A 20,239-nucleotide genomic window follows, 5' to 3' on the forward strand; every position below is an offset into this window, starting at 1 on the left:
TGGGTCAGGCGTCGAGTTCGGAGAGGACCTCGTCGGGGATGTCGACGTTCGAGTAGACGTCCTGCACATCGTCGCAGTCTTCGAGCGCATCGATGAGCTTCATGACCTTCCGTGCGCCCTCCGCATCGACGGGCACTTCCACCGACGCACGGAAGTCGGGATCCGCCGCGTCGTAGTCGATTCCCGCATCGATGAGCGCGGTACGCACGCCAATGAGATCCGTCGGCTCGGACACGATCTCGAACGAGTCTCCGAGGTCGTTGATCTCCTCGGCGCCGGCGTCGAGGACGATCTCCAGGAGGTCGTCCTCGGACCGACCGTTCTTCTCGAGCGTGACGACGCCCTTGCGGGTGAACAGATAGGCGACAGAGCCCGGATCGGCCATGTTGCCGCCGTTCCGTGTCATCGCGGTCCGCACCTCGCCCGCAGCACGATTGCGGTTGTCCGTCAGGCACTCGATGAGCAGTGCTACACCGTTCGGACCGTATCCCTCGTACGTGATGTTCTGCCAGTCGGCGCCGCCGGCTTCTTCGCCCCCACCACGCTTGCGAGCGCGTTCGATGTTGTCGTTCGGTACCGAACTCTTCTTCGCCTTCTGGATGGCGTCGAACAGGGTCGGATTCCCGCTGGGGTCACCACCACCGGTACGAGCTGCCACCTCGATGTTCTTGATGAGTTTCGCGAACATCTTGCCGCGCTTGGCGTCGATGGCCGCCTTCTTGTGCTTGGTGGTGGCCCATTTGGAGTGGCCGCTCATTCGCTTCGAGCCCCTTCCGGCGATGTGAAGTCGGTGAAACCGACAGTTCGGAGAGTCGAGTCTACCTACCGGGCCCCGGCGTGCGAGCGCACAGCCTCGACGAAGAGTCGATGGACCCGCAGATCACCTGTCACCTCTGGGTGGAAGGACGTCGCGAACACCCCGTCCTGCCGCACCGCCACGACCCGCCCCTCGGCCGGACCCTGGGGAACCCGGGCGAGGACCTCGATGCCGGACCCGACACGCTCCACCCAGGGCGCGCGGATGAACACCGCCCGCACCGGACCGCCGTCGACTCCACTCATATCGAGGTCGGTCTCGAACGAATCCACCTGGCGACCGAAGGCGTTCCGCCTCACGGTGATGTCGAGCGCGTCGAGATGCTCGGCATCCGACCGAGTGTCGAGTACCTCGGTGGCAAGCAGGATCATCCCGGCGCACGAGCCGTAAGCAGGGAGTCCCTCCTTCAGCCGCGCCCGCAGTGGTTCGAGCAGATCGAACACCCGGAGCAGCCTGCTCATCGTCGTCGATTCGCCACCGGGAATCACGATGCCGTCGACCGCGTCGAGTTCGCTGTCGCGGCGCAGCGCGACGGTGCGCGCACCCGCCGCTTCAAGCGCCGCCCTATGCTCCCGCACGTCGCCTTGGAGCGCGAGCACCCCGATCGTCGGAGTTGTGTGCAGCAGCGAAGTTGCCACGGCGGTCCGCCTTCCTCTCATGTCGTCGGTGGCCGCCGAACTCGCTACCGAGGTCGGCAGATCAGGAGTCACGCAGGTAGCGCGTGAGTCCTTCCTGCACGACCGCGGCGACCATGTTTCCTCGGCTGTCGTAGATACGGCCCTGGGTCAACGCACGGCCGAACCCAGCCGAGGGCGACGTCTGGTCGTAGAGCAACCAGTCGTCGGCCCGGAACGGTCGCAGGAACCACATGGCGTGGTCGAGCGACGCGTCCTGGGTCTTTTCTTCCGGGTGGATGACGTGTGCGGAGCCGAGCAGGGTCATATCGCTCATGTAGGCGAGGGTGCACACGTGGAAGACCGGGTCGTCCGGAAGCGTGGCACGCGAGCGGAACCACACCCGCTGATGCGCGGCCACCCCGCGGTCGGCAACCATGTGCTCAGGCGGCACGAATCGGAAATCCCAGTTCGACCATTCGTGCAACGCCCACGCGAACTCTTCGCGCCCCTGTTCGACGAGTGTCTTCGCGTCGGGGAGCTCCTCCGGCTCGGGCACGGTGGGCATCTCGTCCTGATGTTCGAGGCCCCGATCGTCGTCGTGGAAAGACGCCGACATGGTGAAGATCGCACGGCCGCCCTGTACGGCGGTGACCCGGCGCGTGCAGAATGACCGCCCGTCCCGGATCCGGTCGACCTGGTACACAATGCCCCTCGTCGGATCTCCCGGACGGAGGAAATAGCCGTGCAGAGAGTGGACCTGGAATTCCGGGACCACGGTGCGTACTGCCGATACCAGCGCCTGCCCCGCCACCTGGCCGCCGAACGTCCGCGGCAGCAACGTCTCCGTTGCGATACCGCGGAAGATGTTCTCTTCGATTCGTTCGAGCTCGAGGATGTCTTCGATCTTCGCCATGCGGGACCTTTCCGTCTTGTACCCGGAAGTAGGTTATCCGCCGGACGACCCGGACAAGGCAGGGACGGCTACCATCCGCGCTCGGCAAGCCGGTGCGGCACCGGGATGTCGTCGACGTTGATGCCGACCATGGCCTCGCCCAGTCCACGCGACACCTTCGCGAGCACATCGGGGTCGTCGTAGAAGGTAGTGGCCTTGACGATTGCGGCGGCACGCTGTTCGGGGTTGCCGGACTTGAAGATCCCGGAACCGACGAACACGCCTTCCGCACCGAGCTGCATCATCATTGCCGCATCCGCGGGGGTGGCGATACCGCCCGCCGTGAACAATGTCACCGGCAGCTTCCCTGCCTTCGCGACCTCGACCACGAGATCGTAAGGAGCCTGTAGTTCCTTCGCCGCGACGTAGAGTTCGTCCTCGGGAAGCGAACTCAGCCGCCGGAGCTGCTGCCGGATCTGCCGCATGTGAGTCGTGGCGTTGGAGACGTCGCCGGTGCCGGCCTCACCCTTGGAGCGGATCATCGCCGCACCTTCGTTGATTCGCCGCAGTGCTTCCCCGAGGTTGGTCGCGCCACACACGAACGGAACCGTGAATGCGAACTTGTCGATGTGGTTCTCGTAGTCGGCCGGCGTGAGGACCTCGGACTCGTCGATGTAGTCGACCCCGAGGGCCTGCAACACCTGGGCCTCGACGAAGTGTCCGATCCGGGCCTTGGCCATCACCGGAACGGAGACCGCACTGATGATCCCGTCGATCATGTCGGGGTCGCTCATCCGGGACACTCCGCCCTGAGCGCGGATGTCCGCGGGCACGCGCTCGAGTGCCATGACCGCCACCGCACCCGCGTCCTCGGCGATCTTGGCCTGGTCGGGGGTGACCACATCCATGATCACACCGCCCTTGAGCATTTCGGCCATGCCACGCTTGACGCGGGCGGTACCGGTGGGGGCAGTGGTGTCCGGGGTACTCACAGCTGAACTCCTCAGAAGAAACTCGACACAGCAGAACTCGGGTGCAGCGAACCGACGCAGCAAAATCCGGCACGACGACGTCGGCACGGAAGGACGTCGCGCAGAAGCGCATCGCGACTCGCCGAGCCTATGACCGCAAGCCGGTGGTTCCCCATAGCCAGTCGCGATGCGCTGGCCTCCTCGGGTCGCTGTCGGGATTCTCAGGGTCAGCGAATGGCACGCAGCGGAGTGTTCGCCGCGGTTTCCTCGTGCGTACCGGCGATACGCCTGGCCTCGTCGAGCAGCTCCGGGAGGTCCTGCGGGTACAGCGGTTCTCCGGAGGCGACGAGTGCGCGGAGGCCTTCGGTGTCGAACCACCTGAACTCGAGACCCATTCGATGTTCGAGCTCGGTGAACCCTTCCGGGCCCGGCTCGAATCCGGGTGTCTGTAGAACGAAGAACAGTTCTTCGGAATGGAGGACCTCACCGTTGAACGGGAAAACGGCCACTCGTCGCCACACGGGTCCGACGAGCTGCGCGGCGGCGACGACGTGCCCGGTCTCCTCTGCGAGTTCCCGAACGGCTGCGACACGCAGGTCCTCTCCCGGTTCCACGGCACCACCGACGGTGAACCAGAAGCGCACCTCCGGACGGGCCGGATCGTGACCGCGAAGCAGGAGTACGCGTCCGGTGTCGTCCAACAGCACCACCCGGGCCGAGGTGCGGGCCCGATCCGGTGTCGGCGCCTGCGATGGGCCGACACCGGCATTGTCGACGGTCTCGTATCTCTCGACAGCGACTGCCTTGTCGACTTCGCGTTCGGCGATCTCGAAATAGGTCGGCAGCGGCGCAGTGCCACCGAGGTGGAGCCACCGCACCGGGCGACGAGTGCGCAACGCGAGTGTGTCGCGCACAGCGTCGTTGTGGAATCTTCTGGCGATGAGAACCCGGGCCTCGGCATCGGCCAGTTCGGCGACCAGTTGCGGGCGCAGACGTTCGACGTCGAGACCGGCCAGTGCAACGGAAAGTTCGTTCTCCGCCGTCTCCCTCTGTGCACGGTCCGCACGTTCCGCCCGGTCGGCCAGCACCGACAACCGACGACCGTCCGAGGCGGACGTGGATGCCGCGATACTCCGCACCACCACGGCACGACGGGCGAGGGCAGCATCGAGCGCATGCCAAGACAGGTCCGACCGCACGTGCAGCCGGTCGAGGCGATTCGCTGTCCCGTAGGCCCACAGGCCGAGCAACAGGACGACGGCGGCGATCAACGCCAGGACGAAGATCGTCAGAGCGCTGAGCGTCACGACCGCACCTCCCGTACCGGCCCGGCGCCGACGGTGACCGTCTCGTACACCCGCAGGATCTGGTCGGCCACCACCGGCCAATCGTAGGTCTCCACGACCTCGGATCCGGCCTCGACCAACGCTGCGCGACGGTCGTCGTCATCGAGGACCTCCAGGATGCCGCCTGCGAGCGCCTTCGAGTCACCGATGGGGACGAGCACCCCTGCTCGGCCGTCGCGCAGCACTCGCCTGAACGCATCGAGCTCGGAGGCGACGACGGCGGTGCCGGCCGCCATTGCCTCGACGAGCACGATTCCGAAACTTTCCCCGCCGAGGTTCGGTGCACAGTACACGTCGGCGCCACGCATCGCGGCGGCCTTCTCGTCGTCGTCGACCTGTCCCAGGAATCGGAGGTGACCTGCGTGGGGCCCGGCGTCTTTTCGGAGTCTGTCCTCGTCGCCGCGACCCACGACCAGGATCTCGATGTCCGGGTATCGCGCCACCAGTGCGGGCAGAGCCCCGATGAGCACGTCCATGCCCTTGCGGGATTCGTCGAAGCGGCCGAGAAAGAGCACAGTCCGGCCCTCCCGCGGATAACCGGGGAGCAGCGGAGAGTGTCGGAAGAACGGCACGTCGACCCCGTTCGGGACTTCCACGGCGTCGGCTCCGAGGGAGGTGACCTGCCAACGGCGGGCGAGTTCGGAGACGGCGATGCGACCGCTGATCTTCTCGAGAAACGGCTGCAGAACCCCCTGGAAGGTGCTCAGTACCAGCGACTTCGTCGTCGACGTGTGGAACGTCGCGACGATCGGCCCCTCGGCGATCTTCAATGCGAGCATCGACAGGCTCGGTGCGTTCGGTTCGTGGATGTGGAGGACGTCGAAGTTGTTGTCGTTGATCCAGCGGCGCACCCGAGCGTAGGAGACCGGCCCGAAGCTCAGTCGGGCCACCGATCCGTTGTACGGGATCGCGACTGCTCTACCTGCGGAGACGACGAAGTCGGGCAGCGCCGTGTGCTCAGAAGCGGGCGCGAGCACGCTCACCTCGTGGCCGCGGGCGATGAGAACCTCGGCGAGGTCCACGACGTGGGCCTGGACACCACCCGGCACATCGAACGAGTACGGGCACACCATTCCGATCCTCACTCACTCCTCCATTCGGGCGCGTCGTGAGTCGGACAGGTCGTCCATCCACAATGGTTGCAACATGTGCCAGTCTGCAGGGTGTGCCGCTATATCGGCGGCGAATCGGTCGGCCAGTTGCTGCGTGGCGCTGCCGATACCGCCGCTGACATCGACCTCCGGGTGGACCCGGAATCCCCACCCGTCATCGGTGAACCAGCAATGCACGGGAAGTAGCGCCGCGCCGGTGTCGATCGCCAGTTTCGCGGGTCCGGCAGGCATCCGCGTGGGCTCTCCCATGAACGTCACGGGCACGCCCTTGCGCGCGAGATCGCGCTCCCCCAACAGGCAGACGACCTTGTTGTCGCGCAGACGCGCCGACAGCTCGACGAACGGGGGGCTCTCACCGCCCGAGAGCGGGAACACCTCGAATCCGAGGCCTTCCCGGTACTCGACGAAACGGCGGAACAACGACTCGGGGCGCAGACGCTCGGCCACCGTGGACAACCCGCCGTACGTGCGGACGCACCACACGCCGGCCATGTCCCAGTTGCCGCTGTGCGGCAGAGCCAGAACCGCGCCACGTCCGGCAGCCAACGCCGCCTCGATGTGTTCGCGGCCTTCGACCGCCGAATCGATCGCTGCCGCGGTGGCGTCGAGGTCCATCGACGGAAGACGGAAGGATTCGCGCCAATAACGCGCATACGACCGGACCGAAGCCCTGATCAGATCATCGGGTACCTGTTCGGGAGAAACCTCGAGCACGCGGGCGAGATTGCGGCGCAGTTGATTCGGTCCGCCGTCCCGGCGAGCAGCGAAGTCGGCGCCCGCATCGAACAACCGCGTCGCGACACGCTCCGGCAACAGTCGCACCAGCCGCCATCCCGCTGCGTAGCCGAGGTCCGAGAGTCGCTCGGCCGCATTCATGCTCTGCCCTCACCCTTCACGACCGCTCCCCGTTGTCGGTATCCGTCTCGGGCGTCGGGGCAGATGCCGGCGTGATCGGCAGCAGTTCACGCGCGCCGGGCGAGTTCCGCACCGCGAACACCCGCTGGATCACAGTGACGACCGATCCCGCGGCGAGCATCCACATCGCGATGTGGATGGCCCAGTCGAGACCGAGACCGGTCAGGCCGGAGCCGACGAGCACGATCACGAGACGATCGGGGCGCTCGATGAGACCGCCGTCGGCCGACAGGCCGCTCGCCTCGGCACGAGCCTTCGCGTACGAGATCACCTGCGAGGACACGAGGCAGATCAGCGTCGCGACCACCAACGGCCTGCTCTGCTCGTGATAGACCGCCCACCACGCGAGACCTGCGAAGATCGCACCGTCTGCAACTCGATCGCACGTGGCGTCCAGGACCGCGCCGAAACGTGTTCCGCCGCCGCGGGCACGTGCCATTGCACCATCGAGCATGTCGAACATCACGAACAGCCAGATGACGAGTGTGCCGACGAACAGGTGGCCGGCCGGGAACAGCGTGAGGGCAGCGGCGATCGTGGCAACAGTACCGATGATGGTGACGGCGTCCGGGGTCAGGCCGGTGCGGTTCAAGGCATGACCGAGCGGTGCGGTCACCTTCGATACCGATGCGCGACCGAAGAAGCTCAGCATTCCGAGACCCCCGAATTTCCCTTCGACCGACGTATCCGGAATCCGATCCTGCCATGACGCACCGTGCGACCGCGGGTGCGGCCTGGGGCGTGCCCGTCTCCGGTCGGCGTCACTCGTCCCATGCCGAGGCCAGCAATGCGCGGGTGTCGCGCAGCAGCTGCACCATCACCTTGGATCCGCCGAGGACGGTGATGAAGTTCGCGTCGCCACCCCACCGCGGCACCACATGCAGGTGCAGATGTTCGGACAGCGAACCTCCCGCAGCGGCTCCCAGATTGAGTCCGACATTGAACCCGTGGGGACGCGACACCTTCTTGATCACCCTAAGCGCCCGCTGAGCGAAGGCCATGAGCTCGGTGCTCTCGTCCACCGTGAGATCTTCGAGGTTCGCCACCCGCCGGTAAGGCACCACCATGAGGTGGCCCGGGTTGTACGGGTAGAGGTTGAGCACCGCGTACACGGTTTCGCCGCGGGCAACGACCAGGCCTTCTTCGTCGGCCATCTTCGGGATCTCGGTGAACGGCTCGTACGGCTCGCTTCGCAGCCCCGGGGATTCGGTGATGTACGACATGCGGTGCGGGGACCACAGCCGCTGAAGGTGGTCGGATTCGCCGACACCGCGGTCGATCATCGAATCGGCGGTGTCGGCGGGCCCCGGAGTTCCCTCGCCGGTCAAGAGCTAGCTCCCTGCTCTGCCGGACGCACCAGCTCCGCGGTGGGAGAGGCGTTCTCCCGTCGGCGAACCCACTCGGACACAATGCTCACGGCTTCATCGACGGGCACGCCGTTGACCTGAGTGCCGTCGCGGAACCGGAAGCTCACCGCACCGGCAGCCACGTCGCGTTCGCCGGCGAGCAGCATGAAGGGAACCTTCTGCGTGGTGTGGGTTCGGATCTTCTTCTGCATGCGATCGTCGGACACATCCACCTCGGCGCGGATACCGGCCGACTTCAATTCGGCGACGACGTCGAAGAGGTGATCCTCGAACTCGGCGGCGACAGGGATACCGACCACCTGGACGGGTGAGAGCCAGGCGGGGAATGCGCCGGCGTAGTGCTCGGTGAGTACACCGAAGAATCGCTCGATCGAGCCGAACAGCGCACGGTGAATCATTACCGGACGGTGCTTGATGCCATCGGATCCGGTGTACTCGAGTTCGAAGAGCTCGGGCAGATTGAAGTCGAGTTGAATGGTCGACATCTGCCAGTTACGACCGAGCGCGTCGTTGACCTGGACGGAGATCTTCGGCCCGTAGAACGCGGCGCCGCCCGGATCCGGAACCAACGTCAGGCCCGAGGACTCCGCGACCTCACGCAACGTCTCGGTGGCCGTCTCCCACAATTCGTCGCTCCCGACGAACTTCTTCGGGTTCTTCGTCGACAACTCGAGGTAATAGTCGTCGAGGCCGTAATCCTTGAGCACGTCGAGGATGAAATTCAAGATCGTGGTGAGCTCGTCGCGCATCTGCTCGGGCGTGCAGAAGATGTGCGCGTCGTCCTGCGTCATGCCGCGCACACGGGTGAGCCCGTGCACGACACCCGATTTCTCGTAGCGGTACACCGAGCCGAACTCGAACATCCGCAATGGCAGCTCTCGGTACGAACGCCCCCTCGACCGGAAGATCAAGTCGTGCATCGGGCAGTTCATCGGCTTGAGGTAGTAGTCCTGCCCGGGCTTGCGGATCGTGCCGTCGTCGTTCAGTTCCTCGTCGATGTGCATCGCGGGGAACATGCCGTCCTTGTACCAATCGAGGTGGCCCGAGACTTCGTAGAGATGCCCCTTGGTGATGTGCGGGGTGTTGACGAAGTCGTATCCTGCGTCGACGTGGCGCTGGCGCGAGTAATTCTCCATCTCCTGGCGGATGATGCCGCCCTTCGGATGGAAGACCGGCAGACCCGAACCGAGCTCATCGGGGAACGAGAACAGGTCGAGTTCTGCACCGAGCTTGCGATGATCGCGGCGCTCTGCCTCGGCGAGCAACTCCAGGTGGCGGTCGAGCGCCTCGGAGGATTCCCATGCAGTGCCGTAGATTCGCTGGAGGTCGGCATTGTCCTGGTCGCCGCGCCAGTACGCTGCGGAGCTGCGGGTGAGCTTGAAAGCGGGAATGAACTTGGTGGTCGGCAGGTGCGGGCCGCGGCACAGGTCCTTCCACACCAGCTCGCCCGTGCGGGGATTGAGGTTGTCGTAGATGGTCAGCTCCTTGCCGCCGACCTCCATGATCTCGGGGTCCGGCTCGAAATCGCTGCCACCCGACTTGTCGTCGATGAGCTCGAGCTTGAACGGCTCGTTCTTCAGTTCCTCGCGGGCGTCGTCGATGTTCTCGACGACGCGGCGGGAGAAACGCTGCGCATCCTTGACGATCTTCTTCATTCGCTTCTCGAGCTTCGCGAGATCCTCCGGAGTGAAGGGCCGCTCGACCTGGAAGTCGTAGTAGAAGCCGTCCTTGATGGGCGGGCCGATGCCGAGCTTCGCTTCGGGAAACTCCTGCTGGACGGCCTGGGCAAGAACATGAGCGGCCGAGTGCCGGATCACGCTGCGGCCGTCCTCGGTGTCGGCACGGACTGCCTCCACCTCGACGTCCGCGTCGGGAATCCAGGAAAGGTCGCGCAGGGCACCTTCGTCGTCCCGGACGACCACGATCGCGTCGGGACCCTTGGCGGGGAGTCCGGCCTCACGCACTGCGGAAGCGACAGTGGTTCCCGCAGGCACCCTGACGAGCGTGGCTGGATTCGCGGATGCGGGCGTGGTCACTGTGCTGGACTCCTCGGCTGATGCCTGTACTGGGGCTGGATGCCTGTTCTGGGGGCTGCTACCGGGCGCGTCGGCGACGCGCGACGGGCAACCTCCTCATGCTATCGATATGCGTTCACACAGCCGAACACAGGGCATGCCGAGCGAAACACGGCGACGACGCACCCGAACCGTCAGAGCGAGTGCAGCCCCGTGAGGACCCGCTCGAGAAGCTCACTGCCCGGCCCGACCCGGTCCACCGTGCTGTGCACGGTCAGGATGCCCGCGCTCGCGAGGTCGCCGATCAGTACACGGGCCACTCCGAGGGGAATTCCCGCCAGAGCGGCCACCTCCATGGTCGAGCGCGGTTGTGCACACAGACCGACGACCACACGGTGTTCCTCCGCGAACTTGCCGGCCATCATGCTCGTCGACGACGAGACCGTGGACACCAGCGCCTCGAGCGGCAGGTCCACTTCGGCCCGGGTACGGCCACCGATCCGGACGAACGGCCTCACGAACGACGATGTGTGATCTTCCAATTTCCCGACTCCCCCAGTGCTTTCGTACACAGTGCCGTCGAACGTCCGATCCATCGGGCGCGAGCCCCGGCGCGCCACCTCACCGGCAGCCATCTGACCTCCGGTAGTCGGCTCCGCCCCCTCGACCGACGCCGGTGTCACAGCAGCGTCCCACTCCGACGACCGCTCCCCCTCTTCAGAGGGGGAATATACAAGATCGTCCCGCTTCGTGCGGTGACGTGGACGCCTGGACCCGAAGCGGGCACCTGTCGTCCCCACTGCCGGCCATGCACCGTCTGCGACACTCATCTGACGAATCCTCCTCGAACCACCGCGGTCTGCACCTGCATCGCCGATACGGACTTCGATGGCCGCAGACGTGCAACATTGTCGAGCGGGCAACGAGCCTCTCGTCCCACCGGATCGCACAGCCACGGCTGCGCTCGACAGTTGCATGCCAAGATACGCAAAAAGGGCACCCTGTGCAGGGTGCCCTTGCGCGAACCTGTGGTCCCGGCTGGGATCGAACCAGCGACCTTCCCGGTGTGAACGGGACGCTCTTCCACTGAGCCACGGGACCGTTCCGCTTTGCAGCGGCTCGAACGCAAAGAAATTTAACACGCTCCCGTGGGCGAACACGAATCTGCAGGTCTCGCCGCTTTTCGCGGTATTTCACCCGACCGATGAGCTCCCGTCATCGGCCTCTCGGGACGTCACCCCACAAGGGTGAGCCCTCGAGTTGAGGTACCAGCACCTCGGGCGCGCCGCTCTTTCGTCGCACACTGCCACGTTCCAGTCCCACTCGATGCCCCTCCAATCCGCCCCAACGACGTCCACACACCCTTTCCAACGCCGTCCTGGCTGAGTTTTCTTGCGCTGACCTGCAGATTTGTGTGTTTCCGCGATGGTCGGCTAAGTTTTTAACCGCACCACGGAGAGCACGACGCCACGGTGCAAGTGCGGATGTAGCGCAGCTGGTAGCGCATCACCTTGCCAAGGTGAGGGTCGCGGGTTCGAATCCCGTCATCCGCTCGAGAGGTTGGACTCGACCTTTTATGGTGGAGTGGCCGAGTGGTGAGGCAACGGCCTGCAAAGCCGTGCACACGGGTTCGATTCCCGTCTCCACCTCGCGCGATTAGCTCAGCGGGAGAGCGCTTCCCTGACACGGAAGAGGTCACTGGTTCAATCCCAGTATCGCGCACCAGGGTCGACCAGCACGTGGGTCGATTCGAGTTTCGCCCAACGTGCACACGCGGATGTAGCGCAGCTGGTAGCGCATCACCTTGCCAAGGTGAGGGTCGCGGGTTCGAATCCCGTCATCCGCTCCACACCGGCGTCCAGTGCCGGCGCGATTAGCTCAGCGGGAGAGCGCTTCCCTGACACGGAAGAGGTCACTGGTTCAATCCCAGTATCGCGCACCAGAAACAGTGAAATCCCCCTTCGGATTCCGAAGGGGGATTTCACGTTCTCGGTCAGCGCGCGGAATCGAGCCGATTCGCTCCGGAGATCATGGCGCGCAGGGTGGATTCGGTCGCAGACTGCCCCGTACCCAAGGCCCACTTCTGCTGTTCCCCCTCGCGACAGAGGAGGAACGTCGCATGCGTTCCACCGCGGCGAGCCGCGCCGCGGACACCGAGTTCGCGCTGATGGAACGACAGGATCTCGAGGTTGATTCCGAGATCGTGGAGCATTGCGGTCATTCCCGCCACAGGACCGTTCGCGACAGCCGATGCCGTGTGAATCGCTGCACCCACCGCGAAGGTCGCCTCGTATGCGCTGCGCCCCGCAGCCAGTGCGGTGACGGTCCATCCACCGAGACGCACCGGACCGTTCTGCGGCGCGTAGACGGCAGCGAATCGTTCCCAGGTCAGCCCCGCAGCATCAGCCCGCAACGGCAGGGGCAGACGGTCCCGCCACGATCGCTCGGAGGTACGGCCACGGGACGAAGCAGACGCGAGGGTAGCGGCCGAATCGAAAGCAGTGGAATCGAAAACAGTGGAATCGAAGGCGTTCATCGGGGTGGTCTTCCACGAGAAGGGAGGACCGACACGTAGCTCGATGACCCGCAGCGAAGGGTCGGTCCGGATCAGACCCCGCTACGGCGGTGAACTACGAGTACGCGCTTCATGACGCCCACCATAGAACCTCGACGTGACGAGTGCAAACCTCCGACCGGAAATCATGTGACGAAACCGTGACCGCACGAACCGAGCCGCAACTTGGAAGCTGAGGAATCCCTCATGTATCGTGAGAAGTGCCATCCCCCCCGATGGTAATGAACCCCAGCCATGACCCCCCATCCAAGGCTGGGGTTCAGCCATATCCGGGCACTTTCCGGGCCGGCGTACGTCGGGCACCGTCGGCTGGTTCACTGGAATCATGCCGACACCACTCGAAGAAACCACCGCACCCGTCTCCGTGGAACGTGCAGGAATCTGGGACGCCGAGAGTATCGCCGACGTGGCGGCAGCGACATTTCCGTTGGCGTGCCCACCCGATGCGACGAGCGCGGACGTTGCCGCTTTCATCGAGGCCACATTCACGGCCGAACGATTCAGCGAGTACCTCACGGACCCGACACGGATCGTTCTCAAGGCCTCGATCGACGGTGAGATCGTCGGATATCTGATGGCAATCGATGCTCCGCCCGAAGACCCGGAGATAGCCGAGATGCTCACCGCGCGTCCGGCGATCGAGATCAGTAAGTTCTATGTCCTCCCCGGCCGGCACGGTACGGGGGTCTCGAAAGCTCTCATGGCAGCGATCGTCGAGCTGGGCGGCTCGGGCGGTCACGCCGGATTGTGGCTCGGAGTCAATCAGCAGAATGCGCGAGCGCGTCGCTTCTACGCGAAGGAAGGGTTCGACGTCGTCGGCGAACGCACATTCACGGTGGGGTCGCAGATACACCAAGACCACGTGATGCAGCGCACCCTGTAGGGCGCGCTGCATCACGGCTGCAGTCACATCGTCACAGTTGCGGAGGCATGGGAGCTGCAGGAAGCCAGGGCCTGCGGACATGCCCGCCGCTCGGACCGCGAGGTCAGGCGGGAACCTCGAAGCGCGACAGCGCGAGGAGACGCGAGGTGGCACGCAGATACTTCTTGCGGTACCCACCGGCCACCATTTCGGGTGTGAAGATCTCGTCGAGCTTCGCGCCCGCCACTGTCACGGGGATACTCGCGTCGTAGAGACGGTCGGCGAGGACCACCAGCCGCAGGGCAACGGACTGATCCTGGGCCGGGTGGACGCCGTTGAGGAACACCGCGCTCACACCCTCGACCAGCTTTCCGTAGCGCGAGGGGTGCAGCGTGCTGAGGTGGACGCACAACTCGTCGAAATCGTCGAGTGTCGCGCCGGGAATCTCGTTGGCTCGTTCGACGAGGACCTCCGAGTCGACCGGTTCGGGTGCGGGGGGAAGATCACGATGACGGTAGTCGGGGCCGTCGACGCGGAGCGTCTCGAAGATGGAACCGAGCTTCTTGATCTCGCGAAGGAAGTCCTGCGCCGCGAACCGGCCCTCGCCGAGCTGACCGGGAAGGGTGTTCGAGGTGGCAACGATCGAGACTCCACGTGCCGACAGCTCGGTCAGCAGCCGGGACACGAGCATGGTGTCGCCGGGATCGTCGAGTTCGAACTCGTCGATGCACAGCACGCTGTGACTCGACAGTTCCTCGACGGCCTTGTTGAAGCCGAGCGCACCGACGACGTGGGTGAGTTCGACGAACGTGCCGAATGCCTTGGGAGAAGGGGCACTGTGGAAGATCGAGGCGAGGAGGTGCGTCTTGCCGACACCGAACCCGCCGTCGAGGTACAGACCGGCACCCGTGGAGGGCGCTTTGCGGCCGAACAGCCCGCGCTTACCGCCGCGGATCTTCCCGACCTTCCCGACGAACGCCTCGGCCGCAGCCACGGCAGCTGCCTGGCTGGGCTCCTCGGGATCCGGAATGTACGACGCGAAACTCACCTCGTCGAACATCGCGGGCGGCACCATTTGCGCCACCAGTTGGTCTGCGGGCACCACCGGATTCCGGTCGACGAGACGTTCGTGCATCACACCAGGATAGTGGCGGGGAATGGCACATCCAGCACAGGACGGGGTAATGGGATCTACTTCACAGGCCGTTCACGGTGAGTTCACCGCATCGGAGCATGAGAGGGGTACACCTCATCCCCTTCTGGGCGCACCGGTGCACACCGCAGCTGCGCGCACCTGGCAGGCTGTCCGCATGCGCAGAACCGGGGTGCTCGCTGTGTGTTGGCTCGCAGTTGCGTCGGTGGTGGCCGCATGCGGAGCGGGTCCCTCGATCCGTCCCGACGTGGCGGTCGTCCAGGACGTGGGAGGCGACCAACCGGCCGAGCCAGACGAGAGCGACCCGGGTGCCACCGACCTTCCGGTACCGCAGAGCGACCTCGCCTGGCGCGACTGCACCGCCGAAACGATCGGTGGTTTCGGGCTACCACCAGGCCCCACCGGCCTCGTTCTCGAATGCGCGCAGGTTCCCACACCCATCGACGTCACGGGCGCGGTACCCGGATCGTTCCCGCTCGGAGTCCTCCGGGCGCGGATCACCGACACGCCCGACGACGTCGCACCGCTGGTCGTGACGACCGGCTCCGATCTTCCGTCGAGCCGGGCGCTCGCCGCACTCGCGACCGGTCCGATGTCGGCGACCCTGACCGCCCGCCCGCTGGTCGCTGTCGACCGTCGCGGGCTCGGGATGTCCCAGGAGATCGACTGCATCTTCGGGGCCGATCACCGTGCCCTTGCAGACCTCGGGCAATTCGGTCGTAGCGGAGATGCGTCCGATCGCGTCGCCGAACTCGGTCGCCAGGCGACCATCTCGTGCACCGACTATCTGCAACCGCAGCAACTGATGTTCGGTGCATCGCATGCCGCCAGCGATATCGAGCAGCTGCGCCGCGCCTGGGATGTCGACCGGTTGGGTCTGCTCGGTATAGGCAACGGCGCGACCGTCGCGCTGGCATATGCAGCCGCCTATCCGGGTGGTGTCGGGCGGCTGATCCTGGACTCACCCGCCGCAGCGACCGCGGACGCCGAACTACTCGCCGAATCCGGTGCGCGAGGGGCGGAGGCCGCCGTCGACGAATTCGCTCGCCGATGTGCTGCTCTGGAGTGCTCACTGGGGCCGGATCCGCGCGGAGCGATCGAGGAACTCTACGGTCGCGCAGCAGATGGCCTGCTCGCGCCGGTGTCGTCGAATGCGCTTCTGACGGCGATCACCGCCTTCCTGGGTACACCCCGCGCAGACCTGCAGGCCCGCATCCGCGAGTTGTCCGACATGCTGGCCGCCGCCCGGGACGGCGATGTCATGCCACTGCTCGAATCCGTGGGGGCAGCCGAGGCGATGCTGTCGACGGACGGCCAGTGGGTGTCGCAGTGCAGCGACGGGCAGCGATGGCCGACCGCGATGCGCGCCGCTGAACTGCAGAAGATCTGGTCCACGACGTATCCGTTGTTCGGTGGGGATGCCGCCGTCGCGGCGACGTCGTGTGCGGCGTGGCCGAGCATGGCCGCGCCGGCGCTCCCCGCCGCCCTCGACGTACCTGTGCTCGTCACCAGTGCGGCAGCAGATCCGATCGTCGGAAACGCAGGCTTGGAATCGGTCACAGGAGCGTTGACTGCAAGCGGTATCCGGTGGACTGCTCTGGCGTGGCAGGGCGCCGGATACTCGGCGACGCTCCATTCGACATGTGCCCAGAGCCGTGCCGAGGCATATGTGGCCGATGGAGTACTTCCACCGAACGGGAGCCTCTGCCCGGCCTGATCGCAGCCTGCAGAGTCCCTGGATGCGTGGTTCGGTCCGATTGCGGTGTACCGTGCCGTAGTGTTCCTCAGCAGTCTCGAGCCTCGCACCGCCCGCACCACAGCGGAAGTGGTCAAGTGCGTCGTATGGCCATTGGCCGTACTGACAGTGTTGCATCGGGTCATCATCAAAGCCGTCAACGGATTCCGGACCGACGACTTCAAGCCCGTGTACGAGGCCGCGTTGGCGTTCCTCAATCGTCGCCCGGTGTACACCGCCAACTTCGATTGGGTGGATCCGCACTACCTGTATCCACCGTCGGGGACGCTGCTGATCTCTCCGATCGCCGTGATCGATCCCGAGCGCTCCCGGTGGTTGTTCATCCTTGCGAACGCCATCGCGATCCTGATTGCTCTCTATCTGCTGCTTCGGATGTTCGGGTTGCGTCTCGATTCCCCGATCGCACCGATCCTCGTGCTGGCCGCATTCTCATCCGAGACGGTGACGAACACCCTCGTCTTCACCAACATCAACGGCCTCGTGCTGCTCGGCGAGGTGGCGTTCCTGGCGCTGTTGCTCAAACGTCGCGACCTGTGGGCGGGTGTTGCACTCGGCCTCACATTCGCTGTGAAACCCATTCTGGCGCCCTTGCTGTTGCTACCGCTGGTGCGAGGCCAGTGGAAGGTGTTCATCACCGCTGCCGGTGTTCCCTTGGCACTGACACTCATCGCGTGGCCGTTGTCGGTCGACGCGTGGCAGTTCGTCGAGCACACCGTCCCTTACCTGCTCGAGTCGCGCGACTACTTCAACAGCGCGATCGTCGGCAACGGCATGTATTACGGACTGCCGGGCTGGCTGGTCGCGGGCCTGCGGGTCGTGCTCGGGCTGATGGTCATCGCGTCGATGTGGCTGTTGTACCGCTACTGCCGCGACGACGAACTGTTCTTCGTGTGCACGAGCACCGGCGTACTTCTGGGCGCATCGTTCCTACTCGGCTCGCTCGGCCAGATGTACTACTCGATGATGCTGTTCCCACTGATCATGACCGTCTTGCTTCCGAACTCGGTTATGCGTAACTGGCCGGCATGGCTCGCCGTCTACGGTTTCCTCAGCTACGACTCATGGCTGTCCGGACGCTGGGTCGAGACCGGTCGTGCAGCCGAGTACATGAAGACGACGTTCGGCTGGTCCCTGCTGCTCATCGTGGTCTTTGCTGTCCTCTTCGACCGCTATCTGGCCGCACGCCGAGAGGGTCGTCTCGAGGGTGGAATCGAACCGTCGCACCTGTTGCGTTCGCCCGAGCAGGAGAGCACGGCCCGGTCGAAGCCGGATCAGGAACCGGAGCGCGAGGCCACAGCACCGTGACCCGACGGGTCGGTCGGCTCGATCCATCTCGTGGCCGGACCTACCTGATGGCCCCACCCACTCGATGGCCACACCCCACTCGATGGCACAGTCACTCGCGCACCGCTAGCGTGGATGCCATGACTACCACCCCCCGATCGGAACCCGCACCGAAGGTCACGCACAGCGACGACGAGTGGCGTGCCAAGCTGACCCCGGCCGAGTACGCGGTGCTGCGCCAGGCGGGTACCGAACGTCCGTACACCGGCGAATACACCGATACCGAAACCGAGGGTGTCTACGAGTGCCGCGCGTGTGGTGCGGAGTTGTTCCGAAGCTCGGAGAAGTTCCATTCGCACTGCGGCTGGCCGTCGTTCTTCGATCCGTCCGAATCCGACGCCGTGATCCTGCGTACCGACGAGAGCCTCGGAATGCGGCGAGTCGAGGTTCTGTGCGCGTCGTGCCACAGCCACATGGGCCATGTGTTCGAGGGTGAGGGCTATCCGACGCCCACCGATCAGCGGTACTGCATCAACTCGATTTCCCTGCGCCTGGTTCCGAAGGCCTGATGCCTGCGGCCGACAGTGCTCTCCACAATGCGTCGGGTCGTTCGGCGGTGGGACGAGATTCGACGAGCTGGAACGAACATCCGATCTCGCGGGCGGCACCGTCGGCCTTCTCACTGTCGCCGATCATGAGGGTGTGAGCGGGATCGACTCCCAGCGTCTCGACGGCGTGCCGGAAGATCTCCGGTTCCGGTTTGACCGCCCCTACTTCGAACGACAGCGTGAACGCCGAGACGAGGTCGTCGACACCGAGCTCGGCGAAGGCCGGCCGGATGTCGAAGGCGATGTTGCTGAGTACCCCGATTCTGTAGCCCTCGCCCGACAGGGCCTCGATCACCGGGACCGTGTCGGGATAGACGGTCCAGCAGGCCGGGTCCGTCACCTTCGCGTACAAACTCTGCGCCTGCTGTGGATCGGCGACACCGGATTTCCTGAGCACCGTGAGATAGGCCTCCCGATGCCACGCCGGGTCGCGGTCACGATTGGTCCAGGCGTGATGTTCTTCGGCGTCCATCTCGACAGGTTGCCCGGTCGGGGCCGTGAGGCGTCGCATCAATTCGGCCTGCTGGTGCACATCGAACTGTGCACCAGCGCTGTCGGTGATCTGCTCCATCCAGCTGTCGTCCTCCTCCAGTCTGAACAGCGTGCCGGAGAAGTCGAACAGGACGGCGTCGAACGATGTCGTGCCCATACCTCGAAAGGCTAACAACAGTGGGCGACAACGATGGACGAGACGTCAGATACTCCGGCGCCGACACAGAGCCGCTCTCATTCCGCGTACATTCCGTCGATCAAGCCCTTCGCGATCGTCGAGGCCGGATCACGGCCGTCGACGCCGGGCGCCAAGTTCGCCCAGACGACGAGCGTGATGCCGTTCTCAGGATCCGACCCCATGAACGAGTTGTATCCGGGCAGTTCGCCGGTGTGCCCGTACATCGGTCCCATCTTGGCAATGCCCCAGCCGTAGCCTGCCGCCTCCGGCACGGACGGGTCGGTCGGGAGGATGCTGTCCATTCGCTGCCGTTGCAGGTCCGCATCGAGCATCGAGCCGTCGGTGAGCGCCTCGACCCAGGTCGCCAGGTCGTTCGCAGTCGCAATACCCGCCCCGGCAGCCCACGCCCACGACGGATCGGTGTTCGTGACGTCGCTGGGATCGAGGGTTCCGTTTTCGGCTTCGGTCTGCATTTCCCCGGGCAGAGCAGGATCGGTGAGGGTGAGCATGTTGGTGCCGAAGAAGTAGCCGTGGGAGTAGGGCGTGGGGAGCGCCACCTCGGTCGCGTCCGGGAACGACGAATTCGCCATCCTGGACGACCGGAAGATCCGTTCGTCGAAGATATCCGACAATGGCCGGCCATCGAGCTGTTCTGCGATCAAACCGAGCAGGACGTAGTTGGTGTTCGAATAGTGGTAGCCCTCTCCCGGCGGGAAATACGGCGGGTGGGCGTAGGCGAGTGCGAGCAGTTCATCGGGCTCCCAGACCCGCTCCGGATCATTGTCGAGTGCCTCGTTGAGTTCCGGAGTCTCGCTGTAGTTGTACAGACCCGATCTCATGTTCAGAAGCTGTTCGATGGTGATGTTCTCGCCGTTCGGGACATCGGGCCGATGTTCCGACACCGGATCCGACAGCGACAGTGCACCCTCGGACACCATCTGGAGAATGACGGTCGCCGTCCAGGTCTTCGTATTGGAGCCGATGCGGATGTGATCGTCGAGAGAGACCGGATCGCCTCCGTCACGCTCGGTGGTTCCGTAGGTCGCGGTGATCGTGCCCGATGGCGTGCGCAGCAGCGCGACCGCTCCGGGTAGGAGGAATTCCTGCGCGCCGGACTCGAGCGCGGACTGCAATTCGGCCTGATCCACCGGGCTCGGGGCCCCGACCGCAGGCGCTTCGGAACCCGACGTCGTCGCCATCGCCGTTTCCGTTGCCGAAGCGGCGGAGGATGTGTCATCCCCCGAATCCGCACACGCACCGGCGAACAGAACCACTGCGA

19 protein-coding genes and 6 tRNA genes are annotated in these 20,239 nt (G+C 65.1%); 9 read left to right on the forward strand and 16 right to left on the reverse strand.

The genetic code is table 11. The annotated features are described in order from the left end of the window. Positions 1 to 4 precede the first annotated feature (4 nt). The 12 genes from Q7514_RS01930 to Q7514_RS01985 form a co-directional block, all read right to left on the reverse strand. Positions 5 to 757, reverse strand: a complete 753-nt coding sequence (locus tag Q7514_RS01930; protein ID WP_330131577.1) for a YebC/PmpR family DNA-binding transcriptional regulator — start codon at positions 755 to 757, stop codon at positions 5 to 7. Positions 758 to 822: 65 nt separating this feature from the next. Then, a complete protein-coding gene (gene pdxT / locus Q7514_RS01935) occupies positions 823 to 1,440 on the reverse strand; it encodes a pyridoxal 5'-phosphate synthase glutaminase subunit PdxT (RefSeq protein ID WP_330131986.1) in 618 nt (205 codons plus the stop codon). 76 nt (positions 1,441 to 1,516) lie between these two features. Next, positions 1,517 to 2,347 carry an acyl-CoA thioesterase gene (locus Q7514_RS01940; protein WP_330131578.1) on the reverse strand — a complete coding sequence of 277 codons (831 nt, stop codon included), beginning with the start codon at positions 2,345 to 2,347 and terminating at the stop codon, positions 1,517 to 1,519. A gap of 68 nt (positions 2,348 to 2,415) precedes the next feature. After that, the gene (pdxS, locus tag Q7514_RS01945; protein ID WP_330131579.1) at positions 2,416 to 3,318 is read right to left on the reverse strand and encodes a pyridoxal 5'-phosphate synthase lyase subunit PdxS; all 903 of its coding nucleotides are present in this window, start codon (positions 3,316 to 3,318) and stop codon (positions 2,416 to 2,418) included. A gap of 206 nt (positions 3,319 to 3,524) precedes the next feature. Continuing rightward, positions 3,525 to 4,604, reverse strand: a complete 1,080-nt coding sequence (locus Q7514_RS01950; RefSeq protein ID WP_330131580.1) for an NUDIX hydrolase — start codon at positions 4,602 to 4,604, stop codon at positions 3,525 to 3,527. Continuing rightward, positions 4,601 to 5,728, reverse strand: coding sequence for a glycosyltransferase family 4 protein (locus Q7514_RS01955; RefSeq protein WP_330131581.1), 1,128 nt, complete (start codon positions 5,726 to 5,728; stop codon positions 4,601 to 4,603). Before Q7514_RS01955 ends, Q7514_RS01950 begins: the two co-directional genes overlap by 4 nt. Next, positions 5,729 to 6,631, reverse strand: a complete 903-nt coding sequence (locus tag Q7514_RS01960; protein ID WP_330131582.1) for a phosphatidylinositol mannoside acyltransferase — start codon at positions 6,629 to 6,631, stop codon at positions 5,729 to 5,731. Between the two features lie 16 nt (positions 6,632 to 6,647). Beyond that, positions 6,648 to 7,322, reverse strand: a complete 675-nt coding sequence (pgsA, locus tag Q7514_RS01965; protein WP_330131583.1) for a phosphatidylinositol phosphate synthase — start codon at positions 7,320 to 7,322, stop codon at positions 6,648 to 6,650. A gap of 109 nt (positions 7,323 to 7,431) precedes the next feature. Further along, the gene (locus Q7514_RS01970; protein WP_330131987.1) at positions 7,432 to 7,953 is read right to left on the reverse strand and encodes an HIT family protein; all 522 of its coding nucleotides are present in this window, start codon (positions 7,951 to 7,953) and stop codon (positions 7,432 to 7,434) included. 41 nt (positions 7,954 to 7,994) lie between these two features. Beyond that, the gene (gene thrS / locus Q7514_RS01975; protein WP_330131584.1) at positions 7,995 to 10,073 is read right to left on the reverse strand and encodes a threonine--tRNA ligase; all 2,079 of its coding nucleotides are present in this window, start codon (positions 10,071 to 10,073) and stop codon (positions 7,995 to 7,997) included. A gap of 173 nt (positions 10,074 to 10,246) precedes the next feature. Then, positions 10,247 to 10,594 (reverse strand): DUF742 domain-containing protein, encoded by a 348-nt coding sequence (locus Q7514_RS01980; protein ID WP_330131585.1) that lies wholly within the window; start codon positions 10,592 to 10,594, stop codon positions 10,247 to 10,249. Between the two features lie 487 nt (positions 10,595 to 11,081). Further along, positions 11,082 to 11,153, reverse strand: a tRNA-Val gene (locus Q7514_RS01985). Between the two features lie 379 nt (positions 11,154 to 11,532). On the opposite strand from Q7514_RS01985, the gene Q7514_RS01990 reads away from it, so the two are divergent. From Q7514_RS01990 to Q7514_RS02010, 5 genes are all read left to right on the forward strand, one after another. Continuing rightward, positions 11,533 to 11,605, forward strand: a tRNA-Gly gene (locus tag Q7514_RS01990). Positions 11,606 to 11,630: 25 nt separating this feature from the next. Then, positions 11,631 to 11,701, forward strand: a tRNA-Cys gene (locus Q7514_RS01995). Between the two features lies 1 nt (position 11,702). Continuing rightward, positions 11,703 to 11,777 (forward strand) — tRNA-Val (locus tag Q7514_RS02000). 48 nt (positions 11,778 to 11,825) lie between these two features. Beyond that, positions 11,826 to 11,901, forward strand: a tRNA-Gly gene (locus Q7514_RS02005). A gap of 18 nt (positions 11,902 to 11,919) precedes the next feature. Next, positions 11,920 to 11,994: transfer RNA gene (locus tag Q7514_RS02010), tRNA-Val, on the forward strand. Positions 11,995 to 12,045: 51 nt separating this feature from the next. On the opposite strand, the gene Q7514_RS02015 is transcribed toward Q7514_RS02010, so the two are convergent. Further along, positions 12,046 to 12,588 carry an alpha-isopropylmalate synthase regulatory domain-containing protein gene (locus Q7514_RS02015; RefSeq protein ID WP_330131586.1) on the reverse strand — a complete coding sequence of 181 codons (543 nt, stop codon included), beginning with the start codon at positions 12,586 to 12,588 and terminating at the stop codon, positions 12,046 to 12,048. A gap of 364 nt (positions 12,589 to 12,952) precedes the next feature. Here Q7514_RS02015 and Q7514_RS02020 point away from each other — a divergent pair, with 364 nt between their 5' ends. Next, complete coding sequence (locus Q7514_RS02020) at positions 12,953 to 13,510, forward strand: GNAT family N-acetyltransferase (RefSeq protein WP_330131587.1); 558 nt, start codon at positions 12,953 to 12,955, stop codon at positions 13,508 to 13,510. Positions 13,511 to 13,613: 103 nt separating this feature from the next. Here Q7514_RS02020 and zapE read toward each other — a convergent pair whose 3' ends face one another. Continuing rightward, entirely contained in the window at positions 13,614 to 14,624 is a 1,011-nt protein-coding gene (gene zapE / locus Q7514_RS02025) for a cell division protein ZapE (RefSeq protein ID WP_330131588.1), read from the reverse strand. 175 nt (positions 14,625 to 14,799) lie between these two features. Here zapE and Q7514_RS02030 point away from each other — a divergent pair, with 175 nt between their 5' ends. The 3 genes from Q7514_RS02030 (at position 14,800) to msrB (ending at position 18,251) form a co-directional block, all read left to right on the forward strand. After that, positions 14,800 to 16,359: an alpha/beta fold hydrolase gene (locus tag Q7514_RS02030; RefSeq protein ID WP_330131589.1), complete on the forward strand. Its 1,560-nt coding sequence runs from the start codon at positions 14,800 to 14,802 to the stop codon at positions 16,357 to 16,359. Between the two features lie 60 nt (positions 16,360 to 16,419). Continuing rightward, positions 16,420 to 17,703, forward strand: a complete 1,284-nt coding sequence (locus Q7514_RS02035) for a glycosyltransferase family 87 protein (protein WP_330131590.1) — start codon at positions 16,420 to 16,422, stop codon at positions 17,701 to 17,703. A gap of 119 nt (positions 17,704 to 17,822) precedes the next feature. Beyond that, positions 17,823 to 18,251 carry a peptide-methionine (R)-S-oxide reductase MsrB gene (gene msrB, locus Q7514_RS02040; RefSeq protein WP_330131591.1) on the forward strand — a complete coding sequence of 143 codons (429 nt, stop codon included), beginning with the start codon at positions 17,823 to 17,825 and terminating at the stop codon, positions 18,249 to 18,251. Here the strand turns inward: msrB and Q7514_RS02045 are convergent. Both Q7514_RS02045 and Q7514_RS02050 read right to left on the reverse strand, forming a co-directional pair. Beyond that, the gene (locus Q7514_RS02045) at positions 18,214 to 18,939 is read right to left on the reverse strand and encodes an HAD family hydrolase (protein ID WP_330131592.1); all 726 of its coding nucleotides are present in this window, start codon (positions 18,937 to 18,939) and stop codon (positions 18,214 to 18,216) included. The genes msrB and Q7514_RS02045 overlap by 38 nt on opposite strands. Positions 18,940 to 19,016: 77 nt before the next feature. Next, on the reverse strand, positions 19,017 to 20,159 hold the full coding sequence (locus Q7514_RS02050; protein WP_330131593.1) for a serine hydrolase domain-containing protein: 1,143 nt from the start codon (positions 20,157 to 20,159) through the stop codon (positions 19,017 to 19,019). Between the last annotated feature and the right edge of the window lie 80 nt (positions 20,160 to 20,239).

Source organism: Rhodococcus artemisiae (assembly GCF_036327795.1).
GTDB classification, from domain to species: domain Bacteria; phylum Actinomycetota; class Actinomycetes; order Mycobacteriales; family Mycobacteriaceae; genus Rhodococcus; species Rhodococcus artemisiae.

Excerpts from the sequence above, each read along its gene's own strand:
- Q7514_RS01930 (WP_330131577.1), bottom strand. The coding sequence starts at position 757 with ATGAGCGGCCACTCCAAATGGGCCACCACCAAGCACAAGAAGGCGGCC.
- Q7514_RS01940 (WP_330131578.1), bottom strand. The coding sequence starts at position 2,347 with ATGGCGAAGATCGAAGACATCCTCGAGCTCGAACGAATCGAAGAGAAC.
- Q7514_RS01960 (WP_330131582.1), bottom strand. The coding sequence starts at position 6,631 with ATGAATGCGGCCGAGCGACTCTCGGACCTCGGCTACGCAGCGGGATGG.
- pgsA (WP_330131583.1), bottom strand. The coding sequence starts at position 7,322 with ATGCTGAGCTTCTTCGGTCGCGCATCGGTATCGAAGGTGACCGCACCG.
- Q7514_RS01970 (WP_330131987.1), bottom strand. The coding sequence starts at position 7,953 with ATGATCGACCGCGGTGTCGGCGAATCCGACCACCTTCAGCGGCTGTGG.
- Q7514_RS02015 (WP_330131586.1), bottom strand. The coding sequence starts at position 12,588 with ATGAACGCCTTCGATTCCACTGTTTTCGATTCCACTGCTTTCGATTCG.
- Q7514_RS02020 (WP_330131587.1), top strand. The coding sequence starts at position 12,953 with ATGCCGACACCACTCGAAGAAACCACCGCACCCGTCTCCGTGGAACGT.
- zapE (WP_330131588.1), bottom strand. The coding sequence starts at position 14,624 with ATGCACGAACGTCTCGTCGACCGGAATCCGGTGGTGCCCGCAGACCAA.
- Q7514_RS02030 (WP_330131589.1), top strand. The coding sequence starts at position 14,800 with ATGCGCAGAACCGGGGTGCTCGCTGTGTGTTGGCTCGCAGTTGCGTCG.
- msrB (WP_330131591.1), top strand. The coding sequence starts at position 17,823 with ATGACTACCACCCCCCGATCGGAACCCGCACCGAAGGTCACGCACAGC.
- Q7514_RS02045 (WP_330131592.1), bottom strand. The coding sequence starts at position 18,939 with ATGGGCACGACATCGTTCGACGCCGTCCTGTTCGACTTCTCCGGCACG.
- Q7514_RS02050 (WP_330131593.1), bottom strand. The coding sequence starts at position 20,159 with ATGGCGACGACGTCGGGTTCCGAAGCGCCTGCGGTCGGGGCCCCGAGC.